This window comes from Klebsiella sp. 141153, from assembly GCF_032601995.1.
GTDB lineage: Bacteria > Pseudomonadota > Gammaproteobacteria > Enterobacterales > Enterobacteriaceae > Klebsiella > Klebsiella aerogenes.
In genome coordinates this window covers 133772-155442 of sequence record NZ_JAQIRJ010000007.1, presented here as the reverse complement: position 1 = coordinate 155442, position 21671 = coordinate 133772, and the positions used below count along the sequence as shown (strand labels likewise).

The 21671-nt window shown below is 56.3% G+C and carries 25 protein-coding genes; 15 read left to right on the top strand and 10 right to left on the bottom strand.

Annotated elements, in window-relative coordinates:
* Positions 1–115: 115 nt before the first annotated feature.
* The gene (gene yjfP, locus PGS10_RS15535; RefSeq protein ID WP_316423218.1) at positions 116–832 is read left to right on the top strand and encodes an esterase; all 717 of its coding nucleotides are present in this window, start codon (positions 116–118) and stop codon (positions 830–832) included.
* Here the strand turns inward: yjfP and ulaR are convergent.
* Positions 829–1584 carry an HTH-type transcriptional regulator UlaR gene (gene ulaR, locus PGS10_RS15530; RefSeq protein ID WP_015368619.1) on the bottom strand — a complete coding sequence of 252 codons (756 nt, stop codon included), beginning with the start codon at positions 1582–1584 and terminating at the stop codon, positions 829–831. The two genes, yjfP and ulaR, sit on opposite strands and share 4 nt — an antisense overlap.
* A gap of 103 nt (positions 1585–1687) precedes the next feature.
* Positions 1688–2752 carry an L-ascorbate 6-phosphate lactonase gene (gene ulaG, locus PGS10_RS15525; RefSeq protein WP_045396887.1) on the bottom strand — a complete coding sequence of 355 codons (1065 nt, stop codon included), beginning with the start codon at positions 2750–2752 and terminating at the stop codon, positions 1688–1690.
* 364 nt (positions 2753–3116) lie between these two features.
* On the opposite strand from ulaG, the gene ulaA reads away from it, so the two are divergent.
* From ulaA to PGS10_RS15495, 6 genes are read left to right on the top strand one after another with little or no spacing between them, the layout of a single operon-like run.
* Positions 3117–4517, top strand: a complete 1401-nt coding sequence (gene ulaA, locus PGS10_RS15520; protein ID WP_015368616.1) for a PTS ascorbate transporter subunit IIC — start codon at positions 3117–3119, stop codon at positions 4515–4517.
* A 12-nt stretch (positions 4518–4529) separates the two neighbouring features.
* On the top strand, positions 4530–4835 hold the full coding sequence (gene ulaB / locus PGS10_RS15515; RefSeq protein WP_001577590.1) for a PTS ascorbate transporter subunit IIB: 306 nt from the start codon (positions 4530–4532) through the stop codon (positions 4833–4835).
* A gap of 9 nt (positions 4836–4844) precedes the next feature.
* Entirely contained in the window at positions 4845–5312 is a 468-nt protein-coding gene (gene ulaC, locus PGS10_RS15510) for a PTS ascorbate transporter subunit IIA (protein WP_015368614.1), read from the top strand.
* A gap of 15 nt (positions 5313–5327) precedes the next feature.
* Positions 5328–5981, top strand: a complete 654-nt coding sequence (gene ulaD, locus PGS10_RS15505) for a 3-keto-L-gulonate-6-phosphate decarboxylase UlaD (RefSeq protein WP_015368613.1) — start codon at positions 5328–5330, stop codon at positions 5979–5981.
* A 9-nt stretch (positions 5982–5990) separates the two neighbouring features.
* The gene (locus PGS10_RS15500) at positions 5991–6845 is read left to right on the top strand and encodes an L-ribulose-5-phosphate 3-epimerase (protein WP_045396890.1); all 855 of its coding nucleotides are present in this window, start codon (positions 5991–5993) and stop codon (positions 6843–6845) included.
* A complete protein-coding gene (locus PGS10_RS15495; protein ID WP_015704178.1) occupies positions 6845–7531 on the top strand; it encodes an L-ribulose-5-phosphate 4-epimerase in 687 nt (228 codons plus the stop codon). The genes PGS10_RS15500 and PGS10_RS15495 overlap by 1 nt, the downstream gene beginning before the upstream one ends.
* 61 nt (positions 7532–7592) lie before the next feature.
* On the opposite strand, the gene PGS10_RS15490 is transcribed toward PGS10_RS15495, so the two are convergent.
* The gene (locus tag PGS10_RS15490) at positions 7593–8786 is read right to left on the bottom strand and encodes an MFS transporter (protein WP_063415148.1); all 1194 of its coding nucleotides are present in this window, start codon (positions 8784–8786) and stop codon (positions 7593–7595) included.
* 148 nt (positions 8787–8934) lie between these two features.
* Positions 8935–9210 carry a DUF1471 domain-containing protein gene (locus PGS10_RS15485; RefSeq protein ID WP_045396896.1) on the bottom strand — a complete coding sequence of 92 codons (276 nt, stop codon included), beginning with the start codon at positions 9208–9210 and terminating at the stop codon, positions 8935–8937.
* A gap of 339 nt (positions 9211–9549) precedes the next feature.
* On the opposite strand from PGS10_RS15485, the gene rpsF reads away from it, so the two are divergent.
* From rpsF to PGS10_RS15460, 5 genes are all read left to right on the top strand, one after another.
* A complete protein-coding gene (rpsF, locus tag PGS10_RS15480; protein ID WP_004098001.1) occupies positions 9550–9945 on the top strand; it encodes a 30S ribosomal protein S6 in 396 nt (131 codons plus the stop codon).
* A gap of 5 nt (positions 9946–9950) precedes the next feature.
* On the top strand, positions 9951–10265 hold the full coding sequence (gene priB, locus PGS10_RS15475; protein WP_015704181.1) for a primosomal replication protein N: 315 nt from the start codon (positions 9951–9953) through the stop codon (positions 10263–10265).
* 4 nt (positions 10266–10269) lie between these two features.
* Positions 10270–10497, top strand: coding sequence for a 30S ribosomal protein S18 (gene rpsR / locus PGS10_RS15470; protein WP_000135199.1), 228 nt, complete (start codon positions 10270–10272; stop codon positions 10495–10497).
* Between the two features lie 41 nt (positions 10498–10538).
* On the top strand, positions 10539–10988 hold the full coding sequence (gene rplI / locus PGS10_RS15465; RefSeq protein WP_015368607.1) for a 50S ribosomal protein L9: 450 nt from the start codon (positions 10539–10541) through the stop codon (positions 10986–10988).
* A 145-nt stretch (positions 10989–11133) separates the two neighbouring features.
* Entirely contained in the window at positions 11134–12069 is a 936-nt protein-coding gene (locus tag PGS10_RS15460; protein ID WP_047046271.1) for a DMT family transporter, read from the top strand.
* 32 nt (positions 12070–12101) lie between these two features.
* Here the strand turns inward: PGS10_RS15460 and PGS10_RS15455 are convergent, their stop codons facing one another.
* Entirely contained in the window at positions 12102–12773 is a 672-nt protein-coding gene (locus PGS10_RS15455) for a LysM-like peptidoglycan-binding domain-containing protein (RefSeq protein ID WP_047046269.1), read from the bottom strand.
* Between the two features lie 209 nt (positions 12774–12982).
* On the opposite strand from PGS10_RS15455, the gene fklB reads away from it, so the two are divergent.
* Positions 12983–13603, top strand: a complete 621-nt coding sequence (fklB, locus tag PGS10_RS15450; RefSeq protein ID WP_002886687.1) for an FKBP-type peptidyl-prolyl cis-trans isomerase — start codon at positions 12983–12985, stop codon at positions 13601–13603.
* A gap of 307 nt (positions 13604–13910) precedes the next feature.
* Positions 13911–15314, top strand: coding sequence for a D-serine/D-alanine/glycine transporter (cycA, locus tag PGS10_RS15445; RefSeq protein ID WP_015368603.1), 1404 nt, complete (start codon positions 13911–13913; stop codon positions 15312–15314).
* Between the two features lie 64 nt (positions 15315–15378).
* Here cycA and ytfE read toward each other — a convergent pair whose 3' ends face one another.
* The 4 genes from ytfE to PGS10_RS15425 form a co-directional block, all read right to left on the bottom strand.
* A complete protein-coding gene (gene ytfE, locus PGS10_RS15440) occupies positions 15379–16044 on the bottom strand; it encodes an iron-sulfur cluster repair protein YtfE (RefSeq protein ID WP_047078400.1) in 666 nt (221 codons plus the stop codon).
* 82 nt (positions 16045–16126) lie between these two features.
* On the bottom strand, positions 16127–17101 hold the full coding sequence (locus tag PGS10_RS15435) for a DMT family transporter (RefSeq protein ID WP_047078418.1): 975 nt from the start codon (positions 17099–17101) through the stop codon (positions 16127–16129).
* Between the two features lie 76 nt (positions 17102–17177).
* The gene (locus PGS10_RS15430) at positions 17178–18002 is read right to left on the bottom strand and encodes an AraC family transcriptional regulator (protein ID WP_047078401.1); all 825 of its coding nucleotides are present in this window, start codon (positions 18000–18002) and stop codon (positions 17178–17180) included.
* An 80-nt stretch (positions 18003–18082) separates the two neighbouring features.
* Positions 18083–18931 carry an SDR family oxidoreductase gene (locus PGS10_RS15425; protein ID WP_047078402.1) on the bottom strand — a complete coding sequence of 283 codons (849 nt, stop codon included), beginning with the start codon at positions 18929–18931 and terminating at the stop codon, positions 18083–18085.
* 89 nt (positions 18932–19020) lie between these two features.
* Between PGS10_RS15425 and PGS10_RS15420 the strand changes: the two genes are divergently transcribed.
* On the top strand, positions 19021–19392 hold the full coding sequence (locus PGS10_RS15420; RefSeq protein ID WP_015704186.1) for a winged helix-turn-helix transcriptional regulator: 372 nt from the start codon (positions 19021–19023) through the stop codon (positions 19390–19392).
* Between the two features lie 244 nt (positions 19393–19636).
* Here the strand turns inward: PGS10_RS15420 and cpdB are convergent, their stop codons facing one another.
* Positions 19637–21580, bottom strand: coding sequence for a 2',3'-cyclic-nucleotide 2'-phosphodiesterase (gene cpdB, locus PGS10_RS15415; protein ID WP_047078403.1), 1944 nt, complete (start codon positions 21578–21580; stop codon positions 19637–19639).
* Between the last annotated feature and the right edge of the window lie 91 nt (positions 21581–21671).

Here is a 21671-nt window from a genome sequence, read left to right as displayed (position 1 = left end):
GAAAATGTTATGAAAGCGTAACCGAGCTCTCAACATTATAAATCGTGCTCAACGCAAAGCTTTGACGAATGTTTTGGTGCGAGACGCCGTGCCACTATAAAGAAGGAGACGATAGTTGATTACACTCGAAATGCGCAATCTGGCAGGCGGTGAAGTGATTCACGCCTGTCCGGCTGGGATGGCGGATAAGCCTCTGCCGGTTATCGTCTTCTATCACGGTTTTACCTCTTCCAGGCTGGTCTACAGCTACTTCGCCGTCGCGCTGGCCGAAGCCGGGTTCCGGGTGATTATGCCGGATGCCGCCGAACATGGCGCGCGTTTTCGCGGCGACGAGGAGGGGCGAATGCAGCGTTTTTGGCCGATCCTGCGACAGAATTTTCTTGAATTTCCCGCCCTGCGAGACGCGATTATCGCAGAGGGATGGCTTGAAGATGAACGGCTGGCGGTGGCCGGCGCATCAATGGGCGGCATGACTGCGCTCGGTATCATGACCCATCATCCGGAGCTAAAATGCGTGGCCTGCCTGATGGGCTCGGGCTATTTCAGCAGCCTCGCGCAGACGCTGTTTCCGTCGCCCGGATTCGATACGGCAAGCCTGGCGGAGTGGGACGTGACTCATCAGTTAGCGGCGCTAGCCGACAAGCCGCTGCTGTTGTGGCACGGCGACGCAGACGACGTGGTTCCGCCCGGCGACACTTTTCGCCTGCAGCAGGCGTTAACGCAGAGCGGCCTGGCAACTAACCTGACCTGCCAGTGGCAAAAGGGCGTGCGCCATCGCATTACCCCGGAAGCGCTGGACGCGACCATCGCCTTTTTCCGGCAGCATCTTTAAACGCGGATAACCTGCACGCCCTGATCCTCAAGCTGCTTGAGGATCGTTTCATCGGCCTGCTTGCCGGTGATAACCAGGTCGATTTGGCTGGCCTGGCTGAACAGCATCCCGGCGCGTTCGCCGACTTTGCTGCTATCGACCAGTACCGCCAGTTTGCCAACGACGTTCAGCATTTTCTGCTCGGCCATCGCGGTCAACATATCGGTTTTGTACAATCCCTCGGCGGTTAACCCTTTGCCGCTGGTGAACATCCAGTGCCCGGCATACAGGCTGTTTTCGCTACCCTGCGGGCTGAGGGTGATGAAGTGGCTGTGGTTATATTGCCCCCCCATAATGATCACGCTGTCATGCTCCTGGTCAATCAGATAGTTGGCCAGCGGCAGGTAGTTGGTGATGATCTGCACCGGTTTGCCGCATAATTCGCGGCCAAGCAGGAAGGCGGTGGAGCCGCAGTTGATAACGATGCTTTCGCCCGGAGAAACCAGTTGCGAGGCGGCGCGGGCAATCCGCACTTTCTCATCGTGGTTTTGCGCCTGATGAATGTTCATTGGCGACCAACGTGGGCGCTGTTCGCTGATGGCTTCCGCGCCATTACGGACCTTTTTCAGCTTGCCGTTTTCATCCAGCTTATTGATATCGCGTCTTGCCGTCGCCGGAGAGATGCCGAGGCGGGAGATTACCTGTTCAACGGTGACAAATCCCGTTTGCGCCAGCAAATCCAGTAAAATTTGATGTCTTTGCGCTTCAGTCATGAGCGAATCCGATTAAAAGTGACAAGCAAAGATGATATTTGAAATTAACGCTAAATACTAATGTGGAAAGGGAATTCCGGCGGGCGCGCCCGCCGGAATAGGATTACAAAAAGGATTTGAACGGCAGGTCTGGCTCAATGGTAAAGCAGTCATCGAATCCGCGTGGGTAGTGGTATTCGAAATTGTCTTTATCCAGCGGCCAGGTAAATTTACCGCCGACCTGCCAGATAAACGGCTTGAAGCCGTATTTCAGACGATCCTTTTTCATCTCCCACAGTACGCGGATCTCCTGTGGGTCGGCCTGGAAGTTGGACCAGATATCATGGTGGAACGGAATGACCACTTTGGCATTTAGCGATTCCGCCATGCGCAGGATATCGGCGCTGGTCATTTTGTCGGTGATACCGCGCGGGTTTTCCCCATAGGAACCGAGGGCGACGTCAATCTGATGCTCGTTACCGTGCTTCGCATAGTAGTTGGAATAGTGTGAGTCGCCGCTGTGGTACAGGTTGCCGCCCGGCGTTTTGAACAGATAGTTGACCGCGCGCTGGTCCATTCCGTCCGGCAGCACGCCGGCGGCTTTTTGATCGGCTGGCAGGGTAATGAGCGCAGTACGATCGAATGCGTCGAGCGCGTGGATCTCAATGTCTTTGATCTTCACCACATCGCCCGGCTTCATGACGATGCAGCGTTCTGCCGGCACGCCCCAGCCAATCCACAGATCAACGCAGGTTTTTGGTCCAATAAACGGCACATCGGCGGCGCAGTTTTGCATCACCGCGGCGGCGACGTTAACGTCGATATGATCGTTGTGATCGTGCGTCGCCAGCACGGCGTCAATTTGGCGGATGGCGAAAGGATCGAGCACGAATGGCGTAGTGCGCAGGTTCGGCTGTAGTTTTTTCACCCCGGCCATGCGCTGCATCTGGTGGCCGGTTTTCATCAGCGGATTACCGTGGCTCTGCTTACCGGTACCGCACCAAAAATCGACGCAAATATTAGCGCCGCCTTCCGATTTTAGCCAAATGCCGGTGCATCCCAGCCACCACATGGCAAAGGTGCCCGGCGCAACCTGCTCTTGTTCGATCTCTTCATTCAGCCAGCTACCCCATTCCGGGAAAGTGCTCAAAATCCAGGATTCACGGGTGATGGTTTGCACTTTACTCATCGATCTCTTCCTCTTTTATTTCAAAAGTAATCAATTGGTGATTTGTTTTGATTGATACTGGCACTGTTTTTTCAGGAATGCAATCGGCTATTTTCAAGAAAAAGCGGTGAGAGCGTTGCGCTAACGCGCTGATAAACCCTGAATTTAATATCAGGCATGTATGTATATTGTTGATATTAGTGGTTTGTTTGGTTATGTCGTGACGTAATGGAAAATACACGCACAAAAAATATGATTATTTGCGTGATGCGTCACATTTAATCAAATTCAATCTTGTTGTGATTGTTTTTGATTATTAGAGTGAGGGCGACGACAACTGCTGAGCGTCATGCGCGTTCAAAGCCTTCCTCTTCTGGAGTGTGTTATGGAGATCCTCTACAACATCTTTACCGTCTTCTTTAATCAGGTAATGACTAATGCCCCGCTGCTGCTGGGTATCGTGACCTGCCTTGGCTATATCTTGTTGCGTAAAAGCGTCAGCGTGATTATCAAAGGCACGATCAAAACCATCATTGGTTTCATGCTGTTACAAGCTGGCTCCGGCATTCTTACCAGCACCTTTAAGCCGGTGGTGGCGAAAATGTCAGAGGTTTATGGCATCAATGGCGCGATTTCCGATACCTACGCCTCAATGATGGCGACCATCGACCGGATGGGCGAGGCCTATAGCTGGGTGGGGTATGCGGTGCTGTTGGCCCTGGCGCTAAATATCTGTTACGTCCTGCTGCGCCGCATTACCGGCATCCGCACTATCATGCTGACTGGCCATATCATGTTTCAGCAGGCGGGGCTGATTGCGGTCTCTTTCTTCATCTTCGGCTACTCCATGTGGACGACCATTATCTGCACCGCGGTGCTGGTCTCCCTGTACTGGGGTATCACCTCCAACATGATGTTTAAGCCGACTCAACTGGTTACCGACGGCTGCGGCTTCTCTATCGGTCACCAACAGCAGTTTGCCTCGTGGATTGCCTATAAAGTGGCGCCGTATCTGGGGAAAAAAGAGGAGAGCGTCGAAGACCTCAAGCTGCCGGGCTGGCTCAATATTTTCCACGACAACATCGTCTCTACCGCGATTGTGATGACCATTTTCTTTGGCGCCATTCTGCTCTCCTTTGGCATCGATGTTGTACAGGCGATGGCGGGCAAAACCCACTGGACGGTCTATATCCTGCAGACCGGTTTCTCCTTCGCCGTGGCCATTTTCATCATTACCCAGGGCGTGCGTATGTTCGTCGCCGAGCTGTCCGAAGCCTTCAACGGTATCTCACAGCGCCTGATCCCCGGCGCCGTGCTGGCGATCGACTGCGCCGCTATCTATAGCTTCGCGCCGAATGCCGTGGTCTGGGGCTTTATGTGGGGCACCATCGGCCAACTGATTGCCGTTGGTATTCTCGTCGGCGTTGGCTCCTCCATTCTGATCATCCCGGGCTTTATCCCAATGTTCTTCTCTAACGCGACGATTGGCGTCTTTGCTAATCACTTCGGCGGCTGGCGCGCGGCGCTCAAGATCTGTCTGGTGATGGGCATGATTGAAATCTTCGGCTGCGTGTGGGCGGTGAAGTTGACCGGAATGAGCGCCTGGATGGGCATGGCGGATTGGTCAATCCTGGCGCCGCCGATGATGCAGGGTTTCGCCTCGATAGGGCTGGCGTTTATGGCCGTCATTATTCTGATTTCACTGGCTTATATGTTCTTCGCCGGCCGCGCGCTGCGCGCCGAGGAAGACGCGGAAAAACAACTGGCAGAAGCCTCTGCTCAATAAGGAGTTCTGATTATGACCGTACGTATTCTGGCTGTGTGTGGCAACGGGCAAGGTAGTTCCATGATCATGAAAATGAAGGTGGACCAGTTCCTGACGCAATCAAACATCGACCACACGGTGAACAGCTGCGCGGTAGGTGAGTATAAAAGCGAGCTAAACGGCGCGGATATCATTATTGCCTCGACCCACATCGCCGGCGAAATCACCGTCACTGGCAATAAATACGTGGTTGGCGTGCGCAATATGCTGTCCCCTGCGGATTTCGGCCCAAAACTGCTTGAAGTGATCAAAGCCCACTTCCCGCAGGATGTGAAATAAGGAGCCGCCATGAAACTTCATGATTCTCTGGCGCAGAACCACTCCATACGCCTGCAGGCGGAGGCGGAAAGCTGGCAGGAGGCGGTGAAAATCGGCGTCGATCTGCTGGTGGCCGCCGACGTAGTGGAACCGCGTTACTACCAGGCGATCCTCGATGGCGTCGCGCAGCATGGTCCCTATTTTGTTATCGCGCCGGGCCTGGCGATGCCTCATGGGCGTCCGGAAGAGGGCGTTAAGAAAACCGGCTTTGCGCTGGTAACCCTCAAAAAACCGCTGATTTTCAATCACGAAGATAACGACCCGGTCGACATTCTGATCACCATGGCGGCAGTTGACGCCACCACCCACCAGGAGGTGGGCATCATGCAGATCGTTAACCTGTTTGATGATGAAGCCAATTTCGACCGTTTACGCGCCTGCCGCACCGAGCAGGAAGTGCTGGATTTAATTGAAAACGCCACTGCGGCGGCTGTTTAAGAGGGAGTTGATACGATGTCTCAGTTACCAATGTTGCAGGTTGCGCTGGATAACCAAACCCTGTCTCACGCCTATGAGACCACCCGCCTGATCGCCGAAGAGGTGGATATCATTGAAGTGGGCACGATTCTCTGCGTCGGCGAAGGGGTGCGCGCGGTGCGCGATCTGAAAGCGCTGTACCCGCATAAAATCGTACTGGCGGATGCCAAAATCGCCGATGCCGGAAAAATCCTGTCGCGGATGTGCTTTGAAGCTAACGCCGACTGGGTGACCGTGATCTGCTGCGCCGATATCAACACCGCCAAGGGTGCGCTGGATGTCGCCAAAGAGTTCAACGGCGACGTGCAAATTGAGCTGACCGGCTTCTGGACCTGGGAGCAGGCGCAGGCGTGGCGCGATGCGGGCATTCAGCAGGTGGTCTATCACCGCAGCCGCGACGCGCAGGCCGCGGGCGTGGCGTGGAGCGAGGCGGATATCAGTGCGATTAAGCGTCTTTCCGATATGGGCTTCAAAGTCACCGTGACCGGCGGATTGGCGCTGGAAGACCTGCCGCTGTTCGCCGGTATTCCTATTCACGTCTTTATTGCCGGTCGCAGCATCCGCGATGCCGCCTCGCCGGTGGAAGCGGCTCGCCAGTTTAAACGCTCTATCGCCCAGCTGTGGGGATAAGGAGCGGCTATGTTGTCGAAACACATTCCGCTTGGTATCTATGAAAAAGCGCTCCCCGCCGGGGAGTGCTGGCTGGAGCGGTTACAGCTGGCGAAAACGCTGGGTTTTGATTTTGTTGAAATGTCGCTTGATGAAACCGATGCCCGCCTTGCGCGGCTGGACTGGAGCCAGGAGCAGCGCCTGGCGCTGGTCAAGGCGGTAGCCGAAACCGGCGTCCGGGTGCCATCGATGTGCCTCAGCGCCCATCGTCGTTTTCCGCTCGGCAGCGAAGATGACGCGGTGCGTAATCAGGGGCTGGAAATTATGCGTAAAGCCATCCAGCTGGCGCAGGATGTGGGGATTCGGGTGATCCAGCTGGCGGGCTACGACGTTTATTATCAGCAGGCGAACGATGAAACGCGCCGCCGTTTTCGCGAGGGCCTGAAAGAGAGCGTCGAGATGGCCAGCCGGGCCCAGGTGACGCTGGCGATGGAGATCATGGACTATCCGCTGATGAACTCGATCAGCAAGGCGCTGGGTTATGCCCACTACCTGAATAATCCATGGTTTCAGCTTTATCCGGACATTGGCAATTTGTCGGCGTGGGATAACGACGTACAGATGGAGCTGCAGGCCGGTATGGGGCATATCGTGGCGGTGCACGTCAAAGATACGAAGCCCGGCGTCTTTAAAAACGTACCGTTCGGTGAAGGCGTCGTCGATTTTGAACGTTGCTTCGAAACGCTCAAGCAGACGGGCTACTGCGGCCCGTATCTGATTGAGATGTGGAGTGAAACCACCGATGACCCGGCGGCGGAAGTCGCAAAGGCTCGCGACTGGGTGAAAGCGCGGATGGCGCGCGCGGGCCTGACGGAGGCGGCATAATGCAGCAACTTAAACAGCAGGTATTTGCAGCTAATATGGATCTGCCGCGCTACGGGCTGGTGACCTTTACCTGGGGCAACGTCAGCGCAATCGACCGGCAGCGTGGGCTGGTGGTGATCAAGCCCAGCGGCGTAGCCTACGAGTCAATGACCGTCGATGATATGGTGGTGGTCGATTTGCAGGGCAACGTGGTGGAAGGGCGCTGGCGTCCCTCTTCCGATACCGCGACCCATCTTGCGCTCTATCGTCGCTATTCCGGCCTCGGCGGGGTGGTGCATACCCACTCGACGCACGCTACCGCCTGGGCGCAGGCGGGGCTGGCAATCCCGGCGCTCGGCACCACCCACGCGGACTACTTCTTCGGCGATATCCCCTGTACCCGGGCGCTCAGCGCACAGGAGGTGGAAGAGGCCTATGAGCTGAACACCGGAAAGGTGATTATCGAAACGCTGGGCGAGGCCAACCCGTTACATACGCCAGGGATTGTGGTCTATCAGCATGGGCCGTTCTCCTGGGGGAAAGATGCCCATGAGGCGGTGCACAATGCGGTGGTGATGGAAGAAGTGGCGCGAATGGCGTGGATCGCCCGCGGCATTAATCCGCAGCTACAGCCCATCGACAGTTGGCTAATGGAGAAACATTTTCTGCGTAAACACGGGCCTGACGCCTACTACGGGCAGAAGTAAGCTACGCGCTCCGGGGCTTTCACCTCAGGGTGAAGCAACTGGTCTGGCCCCGGAGCCGTTTTTAACCCTGACGATAGGCCGATGGCATACAGCGCATGCCGATGAGCGTGACCACGCAAATCATCGCGCCGGCGTAAAACGTCGAGGCAGCGCCGAAGGTTTCCCACAGTACTCCTGCGCCGGTACTGGCCAGCAGCAGCGCCAGGCCGCTCATCAGGTTAAACATGCCGAATGCCGTACCGCGTAGTTCCGGCGGCGCGGTATGCGCAACCATCGCCGCCAGTAGCCCCTGCGTCATCCCCATATGAATCCCCCACAGCGCGACGCCGATCAGCAGCGTGCTCCAGTGGCCGCTGAGCGCCAGCACGATATCGGCGAGGATCAGCACCAGCAGCCCCCATTGCAGCAGTTTGCTGTGGCTCATGCTGTCAGAGAGCTTACCGAACGGGTAAGCCGTGAGGCTGTAGACCAGGTTCATCGCGACCATCACCAGCGGAATAGTAAACAGCGGGATCTCCATCTGCTGGGCGCGCAGTACCAAAAAGGCTTCGCTGAAGCGGGCGAGGGTGAAAATGCTGCCAATCGCGACCACCCACCAGTAGGCGGCGGAGAGCTTTTTCAGATTTTCGCGCTTCAGCGGATTGCTACGTTTGTGCGCGATGGCGGATTTCGGCTCCTGCAGGCCAAAGCCCAGTAGAGCAATGGATAGTACGGCGGGAATGACCGCCACCCAGAAGATAGCGTGAAAATCGTTATGCCACATAAACATCAGCAGCACCGCCAGCAGCGGGCCGAGGAAGGCGCCGACGGTATCCAGCGCCTGGCGTAGCCCGTAGGCCGCGCCACGGATCTCCGGCGGCGTTACGTCGGCGACCAGCGCATCGCGCGGCGCTCCGCGGATACCTTTTCCGACGCGGTCGATCATGCGGGCGCTAAATACCACCCCGGCGCTCGGCGCGAGGGCAAACAGCGGTTTACTCAGCGCCCCCAGCCCGTAGCCAAGCAGCGCCAGCCCTTTGCGTTTGCCCACGTAGTCGCTAATGACGCCGGAGAAGACTTTGAGAATTAAGGCGGTGGCTTCGGCCAGCCCTTCGATAAGACCGATAATAATGACGCTGGCGCCGAGCGTAGTGGCCATAAACAACGGGAGCAGGCTGTGGATCATCTCTGACGAGACATCCATTAGCAGGCTGACGCCGCCGAGCACCCAAACTCCTTTCGGGATACGACCTAAGGTCGCGAAACGCGGGACCATCAATCACTCCTGATTATCAAACGGTGAATTGATGATTAAATCAGGTTGCGATGACGCTGGTAAGTCAGTTGGGAAAATAATTCTCAATTGCGTTTACATCGGTTATTCGCTTCGCCCCTCGTGAGGAGAGGCGAAGCATCGACCTGGGCTAGCGGTAAATAGCGGCGCTGGCATGAATAAGGCCATTGCTCTGCGGTTCGTGAATCAGGATTGGCTGGAAGTACTTCGCTCCCAGGGCATCGCTTTCCTGGTTCAGGGCCTGTTCGGCCTCTTGTTCGCTAGCCATATTATGATTGATATAAATTACGCCCAGACTCTGCACATCGTCCATGTTGCGAGCCTGACGCCCATCGATTTTGATGGCTGCCAGCGCGTTGGCGCTAAGGAGTAGCGCAGCCATTACGGCGATGATAATGCTTTTCATAGAACGCTCCTTACTGACAGTACGGGTAAAACGCTGGACTCCTCTTGCTGGTGTCTGGCTATTGATTAAATTGTAATCGCTGGCGTGCCGCCTGATAGCGACCTTTTCTGATGCAGTTGTTCAAAAAAATGCCGCGTTCCTTATTGGTTAATTTTAAATCACCCACTTAGCCCAGCTTGGCGCTTAGTGCGAATTATTTGTGCAAATGCGCTTGTGTTCCTGGGGGGGCGCAATTAGAATGACGCGTCAATTTTTCAGCCGCCCTTTAACACGTTCCTTGCCTCCATGGGCCGCGGCTGACCCAGACAGGAGGCTGAATAATCCGTAAGGAGCAATTCGATGCGTCATTACGAAATCGTTTTTATGGTCCATCCTGACCAGAGCGAACAGGTTCCGGGCATGATCGAACGTTACACTGGTGCAATCACTGCAGCAGAAGGTACGATCCACCGTCTGGAAGACTGGGGCCGCCGTCAGCTGGCTTATCCGATCAACAAACTGCACAAAGCTCACTACGTTCTGCTGAACGTTGAAGCGCCGCAGGAAGCGATCGATGAGCTGGAAACTAACTTCCGCTTCAACGACGCCGTTATCCGCAGCATGGTAATGCGTACTAAGCACGCTGTTACCGAAGCATCTCCGATGGTTAAAGCGAAAGACGAGCGCCGTGAGCGTCGTGAAGATTTCGCTAACGAAACCGCAGATGATTCTGAAGCTGGGGATTCTGAAGAGTAATCCTGATGACCAACCGTCTGGTGTTGTCCGGCACCGTGTGCAGGATGCCCCTTCGAAAGGTCAGCCCGTCAGGAATTCCTCATTGCCAGTTCGTGCTTGAGCATCGTTCTGTGCAGGAGGAAGCCGGTTTTCACCGGCAGGCGTGGTGCCAAATGCCCGTTATTATTAGCGGACACGAGAACCAGGCCATTACTCACAGTATAACGGTCGGTAGCGCAGTCACCGTTCAAGGGTTCATTAGTTGCCATAAGGCAAAGAACGGCTTGAGTAAAATGGTTCTGCATGCCGAGCAGATTGAATTGATAGATTCTGGAGACTAGCCATATGGCACGTTATTTCCGTCGTCGCAAGTTCTGCCGTTTCACCGCGGAAGGCGTTCAAGAGATCGACTATAAAGATATCGCTACGCTGAAAAACTACATCACCGAAAGCGGTAAGATTGTCCCAAGCCGTATCACCGGTACCCGTGCAAAATATCAGCGTCAGCTGGCTCGCGCTATCAAACGCGCACGCTACCTGTCCCTGCTGCCGTACACTGATCGTCATCAGTAATCGGTCACGGTCCATTAATACGACTTTGAGAGGATAAGGTAATGCAAGTTATTCTGCTTGATAAAGTAGCAAACCTGGGTAGCCTGGGTGATCAGGTAAACGTTAAAGCGGGCTATGCTCGTAACTTCCTGGTACCACAGGGTAAAGCTGTTCCAGCTACCAAGAAAAACGTTGAGTTCTTCGAAGCGCGCCGCGCTGAACTGGAAGCCAAACTGGCTGACGTTCTGGCCGCTGCTAACGCACGTGCTGAAGCAATCAACGCACTGGGCACCGTTACCATCGCGTCCAAATCTGGCGACGAAGGTAAACTGTTCGGTTCCATCGGTACTCGCGACATCGCTGACGCTGTTTCTGCAGCTGGCGTTGCCGTTGCGAAGAGCGAAGTTCGCCTGCCGAACGGCGTTCTGCGCACCACCGGTGAGCACGAAGTAGACTTCCAGGTTCACAGCGAAGTCTTCGCTAAACTGGTTGTTAACGTTGTAGCTGAGTAATTTTTTACTCAACTCACGTCGATGCGCCGGCCTTGTGCCGGCGTTTTGCTTTTTAGCGCCTGCCTGATTTTTATCTGGTATGGTAGCTATTCTCGCCGCTTTCTGGATAATAAAATAAAACACGATTTTATTTCCGGTAAAGTTAATGGACGCTTCCTCTCCAACCCCTTCGATTTTTGCCAATAAAAAAGTAGCTTATGTCTGCGCGACGCTATGCTGTCTGCTGTGGGGCAGTTCTTATCCCGCGATAAAAAACGGCTATGAGCTTCTGCACATCGCCACCGATGATGTTCCCTCAAAAATTGTTTTTGCCGGATATCGCTTTCTGTTTGCGGGCTTATTGTTGCTGCTGTTTGCGCTGGCGCAGCGCAAACCCATCGCCCGGCTCAATGGCCGCCAGTGCGGGCAGCTGGCGATGCTGGGGCTAACGCAGACCGCTATCCAGTACGCCTTCTTCTACGTCGGCCTGGCGTTCACCACCGGAGTGAAGGGATCGATCATGAATGCCACCGGGACGTTCTTCAGCGTTCTGCTGGCGCATTTTATCTACCAGAATGACCGGCTTAGCTACAACAAAACTATCGGCTGCGTGCTTGGCTTCGTCGGCGTGATGTTGGTGAACTTCAACGCCTCATTGGGCGATTTTAATTTTGTCTGGCAGGGCGATGGCTTTGTCGTGCTGGCGGCGTTCATTCTCTCGGCGGCGACGCTCTACGGCAAACGCATCTCGCAAACCGTCGACCCAACGGTGATGACCGGCTGGCAACTGGCCTTCGGCGGTCTGGTGCTGGTGGCGGGCGGGTATCTGACCGGCGGGGAACTACGGATGCACAGCCTGACCGCAGCGATGATCCTTGGCTATTTAACTTTGCTGTCGTCGATAGCTTTTGCGCTATGGAGCGTGCTGCTCAAGCACAATCGCGTCAGTATGATTGCGCCGTTTAACTTTGTTATCCCGGTGGCCGGGACGGTGCTGTCGGCGATCTTTCTTGGCGAGAATATCTTTGAGTGGAAGTACGCGATCGCGCTGGTCCTGGTGTGTGTAGGGATCCGCTGGGTGAACAAAAGCCAGGCGCGTTAGGCCGGGCGTACAACCCGGCCTAAGCGAAGCGTTTATCGCGCACGCACGAAGCTGCCGTTCGACTGGCGGGTGAACAGCACCTGCTGGCCGTTGCCGGTGTCAATAGTGAGGCCGGTGACGACGCCGTTGGCGTTCTGGCGAATTTGCACCGTCTGTCCACTCTGCAAGGTGCTTAATGGTTTGCCGGCGCCTTCGACCTGCGCCATGGCGTAGACGTCAGTGGCTGGCAGACCGTGGTCGCGGAACAGTTGCGCCAGCGTTTTGCCCGATTCAATCCGGTAGGTGCGCCACTGCTGTTCAATACCCGGCGCAGACTGCTGCTGCGCCGGTTGTTGATACGGCTGAGAAGAGGAAGACGTTTGCGGCTGGTCAGGCTGTTCATCCTGAATAGCTTCAGGCGCCACTGGCGCAACCTGATCGGCATCGCTGACCGTCGGCGTATTGGTGATTGGCGGAAGCGGCACGGCCTGATTACCCGAACCTTGCGGCTGAGACTGGGACTGCAAATCGAGACTGGCTTCACGGCTTGCCTGGGTCGGCGTGCTGTTATCGCCGGAGGGGAGCAGGAAACCAATAATCACCAGCAGGAAGCCGGCGATGATGCCGCGGCGATGCATGGGCGGTAGCGGATCCATGAGACGAAGTTGATCCGGGGCGTGCCAGATCTTCGCCAGGGTAGATGTCAGTTCAAAGCGCCCGGGCATGGCTTTCCTCCTGCTCCGCATATTTTTATCCTGCTTATGAGTATAGACGGCTAACGTCCTGAAGGTAGAGGTTAACCTGATATCGCCTATTGTTTCTGTTTCGCTGAGATTTGTCATCATCCGCCGACAAAGTTTTACCCATTCCTCTATGGCTGTTATGCTTTCGAACGCTTTTCTCAAGATGTTTATCACCCAAAAAAGGAACAAAGATGGCAACCCCGACTTTTGACACTATCGAAGCGCAGGCAAGTTACGGTATCGGCTTGCAGGTTGGACAACAACTGAGCGAATCCGGCCTGCAGGGGCTGCTGCCGGAAGCGCTGGTTGCCGGCATTGCCGATGCGCTGGAAGGCAATCAGCCGCAGGTGCCGGTTGAAGCCGTACACCGCGCGCTGCGTGAAATCCATGAACGCGCTGACGCCGTGCGTCGCGAGCGCTTCCAGGCGATGGCCGCCGATGGCCAGAAATACCTCGATGAAAACCGTGAAAAAGAAGGCGTGAACAGCACTGAATCCGGTCTGCAGTTCCGCGTACTGACGCAGGGCGAAGGCCCGATCCCGGCGCGCACCGACCGCGTACGCGTTCACTACACCGGTAAGCTTATCGACGGTACCGTGTTCGATAGCTCCGTAGCCCGCGGCGAACCGGCTGAATTCCCGGTGACCGGCGTGATCGGTGGCTGGATCGAAGCGCTGACCCTGATGCCGGTAGGTTCCAAATGGGAACTGACCATTCCGCACAACCTGGCTTACGGCGAGCGCGGCGCGGGCGCTTCTATCCCGCCATTCAGCACTCTTATCTTTGAAGTTGAGCTGCTGGACATTATTTAAGCACCAGGGGCTTCCTCTCCCGCAGAGGGGAGGAAGCCAATAAAAATAGTGCAAAATCCTTAAGTTATAAATTTATTGGAATTTTATATTGCATATAAGTTTGTTGAGTGTATTTTTGTGAGCTGTTTCGCGTTACATTGGTGATATAACACTCACTTTAAACATAAAATTAACATTATATCTAAATCATAGTATTCATCCCTCCGATTCTTACCTAATATCGATAAACCCTCTTGCCAGGGTTGCGACAAATGACAGGCCAACAGAGCCTGAACAACACAGACAGGTACAACAGGAAGAAAATCACATGGTAGATCAGGTCAAAGTCGTTGCCGACGAGCAGGAGACGACTGAACAATCGCTACGGCGAAATCTCACTAACCGGCATATTCAGCTTATTGCTATCGGCGGGGCGATCGGCACCGGGCTGTTTATGGGGTCAGGCAAGACCATCAGTCTCGCCGGGCCATCCATTATTTTTGTTTATATGATCATCGGTTTTATGCTGTTCTTCGTCATGCGCGCCATGGGCGAATTACTGCTGTCGAACCTCGAATATAAATCATTCAGTGACTTCGCCTCCGACCTGTTAGGGCCGTGGGCGGGGTATTTTACCGGCTGGACCTACTGGTTCTGCTGGGTGGTCACCGGGATGGCGGACGTTGTCGCCATCACCGCCTACGCGCAGTTCTGGTTCCCCGGACTTTCTGACTGGGTCGCTTCGTTAGCGGTTATCCTGCTGCTGCTGGGCCTGAACCTCGCAACCGTGAAGATGTTTGGCGAAATGGAGTTCTGGTTCGCGATGATCAAAATCGTCGCCATTGTGGCGCTGATTGTGGTCGGCCTGGTGATGGTGATGATGCACTTTAAATCGCCAACCGGCGTCGAAGCCTCATTCGCGCATCTGTGGAATGACGGCGGCTGGTTCCCGAAAGGCCTCAGCGGTTTCTTTGCCGGCTTCCAGATAGCGGTATTCGCCTTCGTGGGTATTGAGCTGGTTGGTACCACCGCGGCGGAAACCAAGGACCCGGAAAAATCGCTGCCGCGGGCGATCAACTCCATCCCGCTGCGTATCATTATGTTCTACGTCTTCGCGCTGATTGTGATTATGTCGGTGACGCCGTGGAGCTCCGTCGTGCCGAGCAAGAGTCCGTTCGTTGAACTGTTTGTTCTGGTTGGTCTGCCGGCTGCCGCCAGCCTGATCAACTTCGTGGTACTGACTTCCGCCGCCTCTTCCGCTAACAGCGGAGTGTTCTCCACCAGCCGTATGCTGTTCGGTCTGGCGCAGGAAGGTCAGGCGCCGAAAATGTTCGCCAAGCTGTCGAAGCGCGCGGTGCCGGCGAAGGGCTTAACCTTCTCCTGCATGTGCCTGCTGGGCGGCGTGGTAATGCTGATGGTCAACCCAAGCGTGATTGCCGCGTTCACCATGATCACCACGGTGTCGGCGATTCTGTTCATGTTCGTCTGGACCATTATCCTCTGCTCTTATCTGGTCTATCGTAAAAAGCGTCCGCAGCTGCACGAGAAGTCCATCTATAAGATGCCGCTGGGTAAAGTGATGTGCTGGGTGTGCATGGCCTTCTTCGTCTTCGTACTGGTGCTGTTGACGCTGGAAGATGATACCCGCGAGGCGCTGATGGTCACCCCGCTGTGGTTTGTTCTGCTTGGCGCGGGCTGGCTGTTTGCCGGTAAAAAACGTCTGGCGAAATAAAAAAGGCCACCCGGAGTGGCCAATAAACTGACAATGTCGAGAGGGCGCCTGCGGGCGCCTTTTTTTATGATTTTCCGGCGAGGGCACGCGGGAACAGCACGTTATTTTCCAGACTGATGTGCTCCATCAGGTCGTCAATCATCTCGTTAATGCCGTTGTACATCGCTTTCCAGGTAGTACAGGCTTCCGGCGGCGGCGTCACGTTATGGGTGATGTGCTTGATCACTTCCAGCAGTTCGCCCGCTTCGTCATGCTCGCTTTCCATTACGCTGATAGGACCACCGGCCTGAGCGCCCATGCCCTGCTTGATCATCGGGAACAGGATCTGCTCCTCTTTCATCATGTGGCTGGAGAGTTCCTGGTGCAGCATGGTCAGATATTTGGTTAGCCCTTTTGGCACGTTCGGTTTATCGGCGTGGACGCGTTCAACCTTGGTTGCCTGCAGGATCAGTTCCGGCAGCTGTTCGCGGTGGCGATCATGATAGCGAACGATGATGTGGTCGATGATGTCGGCGAACGGCGCGGCGCGCCAGTCGCGCTCGACCGGCTGCTCGGCCAGTTTCGCCAGCTCGGCTTCAATCACCGCAACATCCAGCGCTTTGCGCGTCGCCGCGCGCTCCAGGGTTTGTTTGCCGCCGCAGCAGTAATCCATATCGTATTGACGGAACAGCGCGGAGGCGCGCGGGATGCTCAGCGCCAGCTCGCCCAAAGGTTGGTCACGGAAAGCCATAGCAATTACCTCGTCATCAAAAATATAAGATGCATATTAAATGCATCTTATATCGATGGGAATACCCCTTTGGGATACCAGGCTATTTTTTTGGCTCAACGCGCACTTCCTGCAGGACCGGTTTCTCCGGGCGGGCGCGAACCGCCGACACCACGCCGAGCACCAGCAGCAGGATCCCGCTGAGCGTCAGCAGCGGCGGCAGGCTCTGGCGGAGCAGGAAGGTGTACAGCAGACCGGCCAGCGTCTCGAAGACGATCAGCGGCCCGAGGATCACCGTCGGCAGGCGCTGGCTGGCAATATTCCAGCACAGTGCGCCGACCCACGAACAGAGTACGGCGATCGCCAGCATCAGGACGATGAACACCGCCGGGCGCGGGCCGAAGGGGAGCGGGAAGTCGATATGCTGGTTCTGCAGCCACCCACAGGCGGCGATATAACCGACCAGCGAGACCGGAAGGGTGACCAACGCCTGCGCGGTAGCCCACATCATTGGCGGCTTATCCGGGTTTTCACGCAGCCAACGAGCGTTGCGCAGGGCATACCACGCCCAGCAGACGACGGAGATCAGCGCGAGAACAATGCCCGAACCATAGCGCCACGGGCTGAAATCAGGAAGCCCGTGCTGCAGCTCCGCTACGTTGACGCATACCAGCCCCAGCGCAATACAGATTAGCGCCGGAAATAGCCGCCGCCACGGCAGCTTGCCATCGCGCTGGCTATAAAGCAGGTTGGCGCACACCGGCAGTACCACCGGCAGGGTGCCGATAATCATCGTCGATACCGGCGCGCCGGTGCGCTGAATGGCGCTGGCCAGACAGAAGTAATAGATCAGGTTCCCCATCATGGTCAGCGCCAGCGCGGTCCACCAGTCCTTGCCGTTCAGCTGGCGTAGACGCGCGCGGCCGAGCCACGCCAGCGGCAGGGCGATAAGTCCCAGCGCCAGATAGCGCCCCATCGACTGCAGCACCGCCGGATATTCCGGCACCAGCAACGGGCCGACGAAAATCAGCCCCCACATTAACCCCGCCAGCAGGGCATACAACACGCCGCTAATCATGATGACATCCATCTTCAGTTTGCTTGCGCCAAGTGTAGAAGGGCGTGGGGGAAAGAATATTGTATGAGATTGCGCTTTAGCGCCCGGCGACCTGCTTTTGATAACGCACCGGCGTAATGCCGTAGCGGCGGGTGAAGGCGCGGGTTAAGTGCGATTGGTCGGTTAACCCGGCAGCGATGGCCACTTCGGCGGCGGGCATGCCGTGGGTCAGAAACGCCTTGGCGCGCCACAGGCGAATCGCCATCAGCATCTGGTGCGGAGTAACGTGAAAATGGGCTTTAAACTGGCGCTGGAAGTGATAGGGGCTGAGCGCCGCCACCTGCGCCAGTTCATCAAGGCTGACGGCGCGCATATAGTTATCGTGCAGGTAGTCGCGTACCCGATCGAAGCGGTGCGCCGCTTCCGGCGCCATTGGTGCATGGTGAGCCAGAGGGCGGAAGCTATCAACCAGGTCGAGCAGCATCCCTTGCTGCGCCAGCGGATCGTCAGCGTGCCACAGGCCGTAAATCAGTTGGCCGATTTGCCGGGCTCGCTGCGGCTCCTGGCGCACGACCTCGCTGAACCACCAGTGGCGAACGCCGGTGAAGGCTTCCAGCCGATCCGGCTCCAGATAAATCATCCGGTAGCGCCAGCCTTCGGCGGTTTCCGCCTCGCCGGTATGGAGCTCATCCGGATTCATGGTGACGATGGAATTGGCTGAGGCGACGTGCTGACTACCGCGATAGCGAAAGCGTTCGGCGCCTTGTTCAATCACGCCGATGCCGAAGGCTTCGTGGGTATGCGGTTCAAAGGCATAGCGGGAAATATGGGCGTGATAGAGCTCAACGCCGGGGAGTTGTTCGAGATGGCGAAAGCGCGCGTGGTCTTTTTCATCGCTAAATTGTGGTGGTACGCCCTGCATGCCGTGTCTCCCGACGATTCATCTCTTCAATATTAGAGATGAAGCGCCGGGAAGCAACCGCAAAAACTGACAGGGAGCGGTTAGATGATGCCTTTTACGCTATCGGCAAGCGACGTGGTCGGGCGGCCAATCAGTTTGCTCAGGGTGCGGCTGTCGTCAAATAGTCCGCCTTTCGACGCGCCGGTATCGGAATCCGCCAGCATATCGGCAAGCCCGGCCGGTAGGCCGACGTTTTTCAGCGCGGCGGCGAAATCGGCTTCGCTGAGGTTTTGATAAACCACATTTTTCCCGCTTTGCTTGCTCAGCTCGGCAGCCAGTTCGCTCAGGGTCCAGGCGTTATCTCCCGCCAGTTCGTAAACTTTCCCGGCATGGCCCTCACCGGCGATAACGTGAGCGGCGGCGGCGGCATAATCGGCACGGGTGGCGGAGGCGATTTTACCTTCGCCGGCGGCGCCGATAAACACGCCGTGTTCCAGCGCTGGCGGCGCGCTGGCCAAATAGTTTTCGGTATACCAGCCGTTGCGCAGCAGCGCGTAAGGAATACCGGAATCGGCCAGCATTTGTTCGGTTTCGATATGTTCACCGGCCAGGCTCAGCGGTGAGGTATCGGCATGCAGCAGGCTGGTATAGGCGATAAATTTCACCCCAGCGGCTTTGGCGGCGTTAATGACGTTACGGTGCTGAACGGCGCGCTGACCGACTTCGCTTGAAGAGATTAATAACAGTTTATCAACCCCTTGCAGCGCGGCGGTAAGCGCGGCTTCATCGCCGTACTCGGCCTGGCGCACGACGACGCCCTGCTGGCTGAGCGCTTGCGCCTTTGCCGGGTTGCGGACAATCGCCACAATCTGGCTGGCGGGGACGGTTTTTAACAGATCATGCAGTACGTGCTGGCCAAGCTGGCCGGTAGCGCCGGTAATCGCGATCATAGGTCTTCTCCTTCGTGTTCATTGGCAGTTGTGGTAAGCTAACACCTTAACTAACTTTTAGTAAGTACGTACAAAAAGGTAAGTATAAAATGGCCGAACCGACGCTGAGCGACAAACTGCGCAACGGGAATCTGTTTGCTGAACAGTGCCCGTCGCGTGATGTGCTAAAACACGTGACCAGCCGCTGGGGCGTGTTGATTCTGGTGGCGCTACGCGAGGGGACCCACCGCTTTAGCGATCTGCGGCGCAAAATGGGCGGCGTCAGTGAAAAGATGCTGGCGCAGTCCTTACAGGCGTTGGAACAGGATGGCTTTATCGACCGTGTTTCATATCCGGTGGTGCCGCCGCATGTTGAATATAGCCTGACGCCGCTCGGCCTGCAGGTGAGCGAGAAGGTGGCCGCGCTGGCGGACTGGATCGAGCTGAATCTCCCCGCGGTGCTGGCTAACCACGGGGAGTGAAAATGTATCCCGGGCTACCAGCCAGCTTCGCTTTGTAGCCCCGGTAAGCGCAGCGTCACCGGGGAGCTGTACCCGGATAGCGGCTGGCGCCTTATCCGGGCTACCGGCCAGCTTCGCTTTGTAGCCCCGGTAAGCGCAGCGCCACCGGGTAGCTATACCCGGATAGCGGCTTACGCCTTATCCGGGCTACCAGCCAGCTCCGCTTTGTAGCCCCGGTAAGCGCCGCGCCACCGGGGAACAGGCATTACTGACTCAAATCCAGCTGATAAATAGCGAAGCCGATATCATCGGTCGCTACCTGCCGCATCGGATACTGTGCTTTCTCTTTGATAAACGCCGCGGCTTTGTCGCCTGGCGAGGTCTCAAAGCGAATATCCAACGGCGTTTTGCTGTGAATCGGCGCCAGACGCCAGTTGTTATCCGCCGCCGGATGGATCGCGCCATCTTTCTTCGACTGCGCGCCAATCCACGCCGCCAGCACCGAACGGTTTTCGTCCGGGGAGGCAAAAGCGATATGGCTGTCGCCGGTACCGGCGAATTTGCCGCCGTAGGCGCGATAGTTATTGGTGGCGACCAGGAAGGTGGCCTGCGGATCGATAGGCTTACCGTTAAAGGTCAGGCCTTTGATGCGCTCTGACTGCGGGTGAATCATCTGGCACTCGCCGTCGTAGCGCGCCGGTTGACTCACGTCGATCTGATAGTTTACGCCGTCAATCACGTCGAAGTTATAGGTGCGGAACCCGTCCCAGTTAATCAGCGACTGTGGTTTGCTGCTGGCGGTGTCAATCTGATTAAACTGCCCGGCGGAGCATTCGAGCCACTCCTTGACCTCTTTACCGCTTACCTTCATCACCACCAGCGTGTTCGGGTAGAGATAGAGGTCGGCGGCGTTACGGAAGGTGAGCTGGCCTTTTTCCACTTCGACAAAGCTTGCCGGATCGTTTTTACGTCCGCCGACTTTAAACGGCGCGGCGGCGGAAAGCACCGGCAGCTTCGCCAGATCCGGATCGCCCTGGATGTAGTGTTCGACATAGGCCTTTTGCGCCATGTTGACCACCTGCACCGTTGGGTCGTCCTGCACCAGCGCCAGGTAGCTGTACATGTTGTCGGCGGACTTGCCGATAGGCTTGCTGACGAATTCGCGAGTAGCGTCGTGATCGGCTTTCAGCACCGCCACCATTTTACTATCTTCCGCCGCCAGCGACTTTTTCGCCACCGGGTCGTAAATAGGCCGCGCTTCGGCTTTGGCCTGCGTTACTTGCCATTTGCCGCTGTCGTTATTCAGCACCAAATCGACCACCCCGAGATGATCGCCCCACATTCCCGGCATCACCGCCGGAATACCGTTTAGCGTACCTTTGGCGATATCCGCGCCTTTAATGGTAGCGAAGTCTTTACCGGGGAACACCGCGTGGGCGTGGCCGAACATAATGGCGTCAACGCCCGGCACCTGGCTTAGGTAGTAGACCGAGTTTTCCGCCATCGCCTGATAGGGGTCGGCGGAGAGGCCGGAATGCGCAACCACGACCACCACATCAGCGCCTTTCGCGCGCATCTCCGGCACGTACTTACGCGCGGTTTCAGTGATGTCGTTGACCTTCACCTTGCCGTTGAGGTTGGCTTTATCCCAGGTCATGATCTGCGGCGGCACAAAACCGATATAGCCGATGCGCAGGGTATGGGATTGACCATCGCTATCCTGAACCTGGGTATCCTGAATCAGGTAGGGGGTAAACATCGGTTTGCCGGTTTTGAGATCGATAATGTTGGCGTTAACGTAGGGGAATTTCGCTCCGGCCAGTGCCTTGTGCAGGAAGTCGAGACCGTAGTTGAATTCATGGTTGCCCAGGTTGCCGACGGCGTAATTCAGGGTGTTCATCGCCTTATAAACCGGGTGCACATCCCCCTCTTTGAGTCCTTTTGCCGCCATATAGTCGCCCAGTGGGCTACCCTGAATAACATCGCCGTTATCCACCAGCACGCTGTTTTTCGCTTCCGCGCGGGCTTTTTCAATCAGGTTGGCGGTTCTGACCAGGCCGAATTTTTCCGTCGCGGTATCTTTGTAGTAATCGAAATCCATCATATTGCTGTGCAGATCGGTGGTTTCCATGATCCGCAGGTCGACCGTCGCCGCGTTGACGCTGGCCGCCACCAGCGTGGCCAGCAGCGTTGCGCTAAACTTAATCATCAGAGGCGTCCTTTTTTATGAGCAATGGCACAAAAGAAAATGTATTTACATTCTGTTGCTTACAGAATTGTGAATTCTGCCAGAAAAGCGT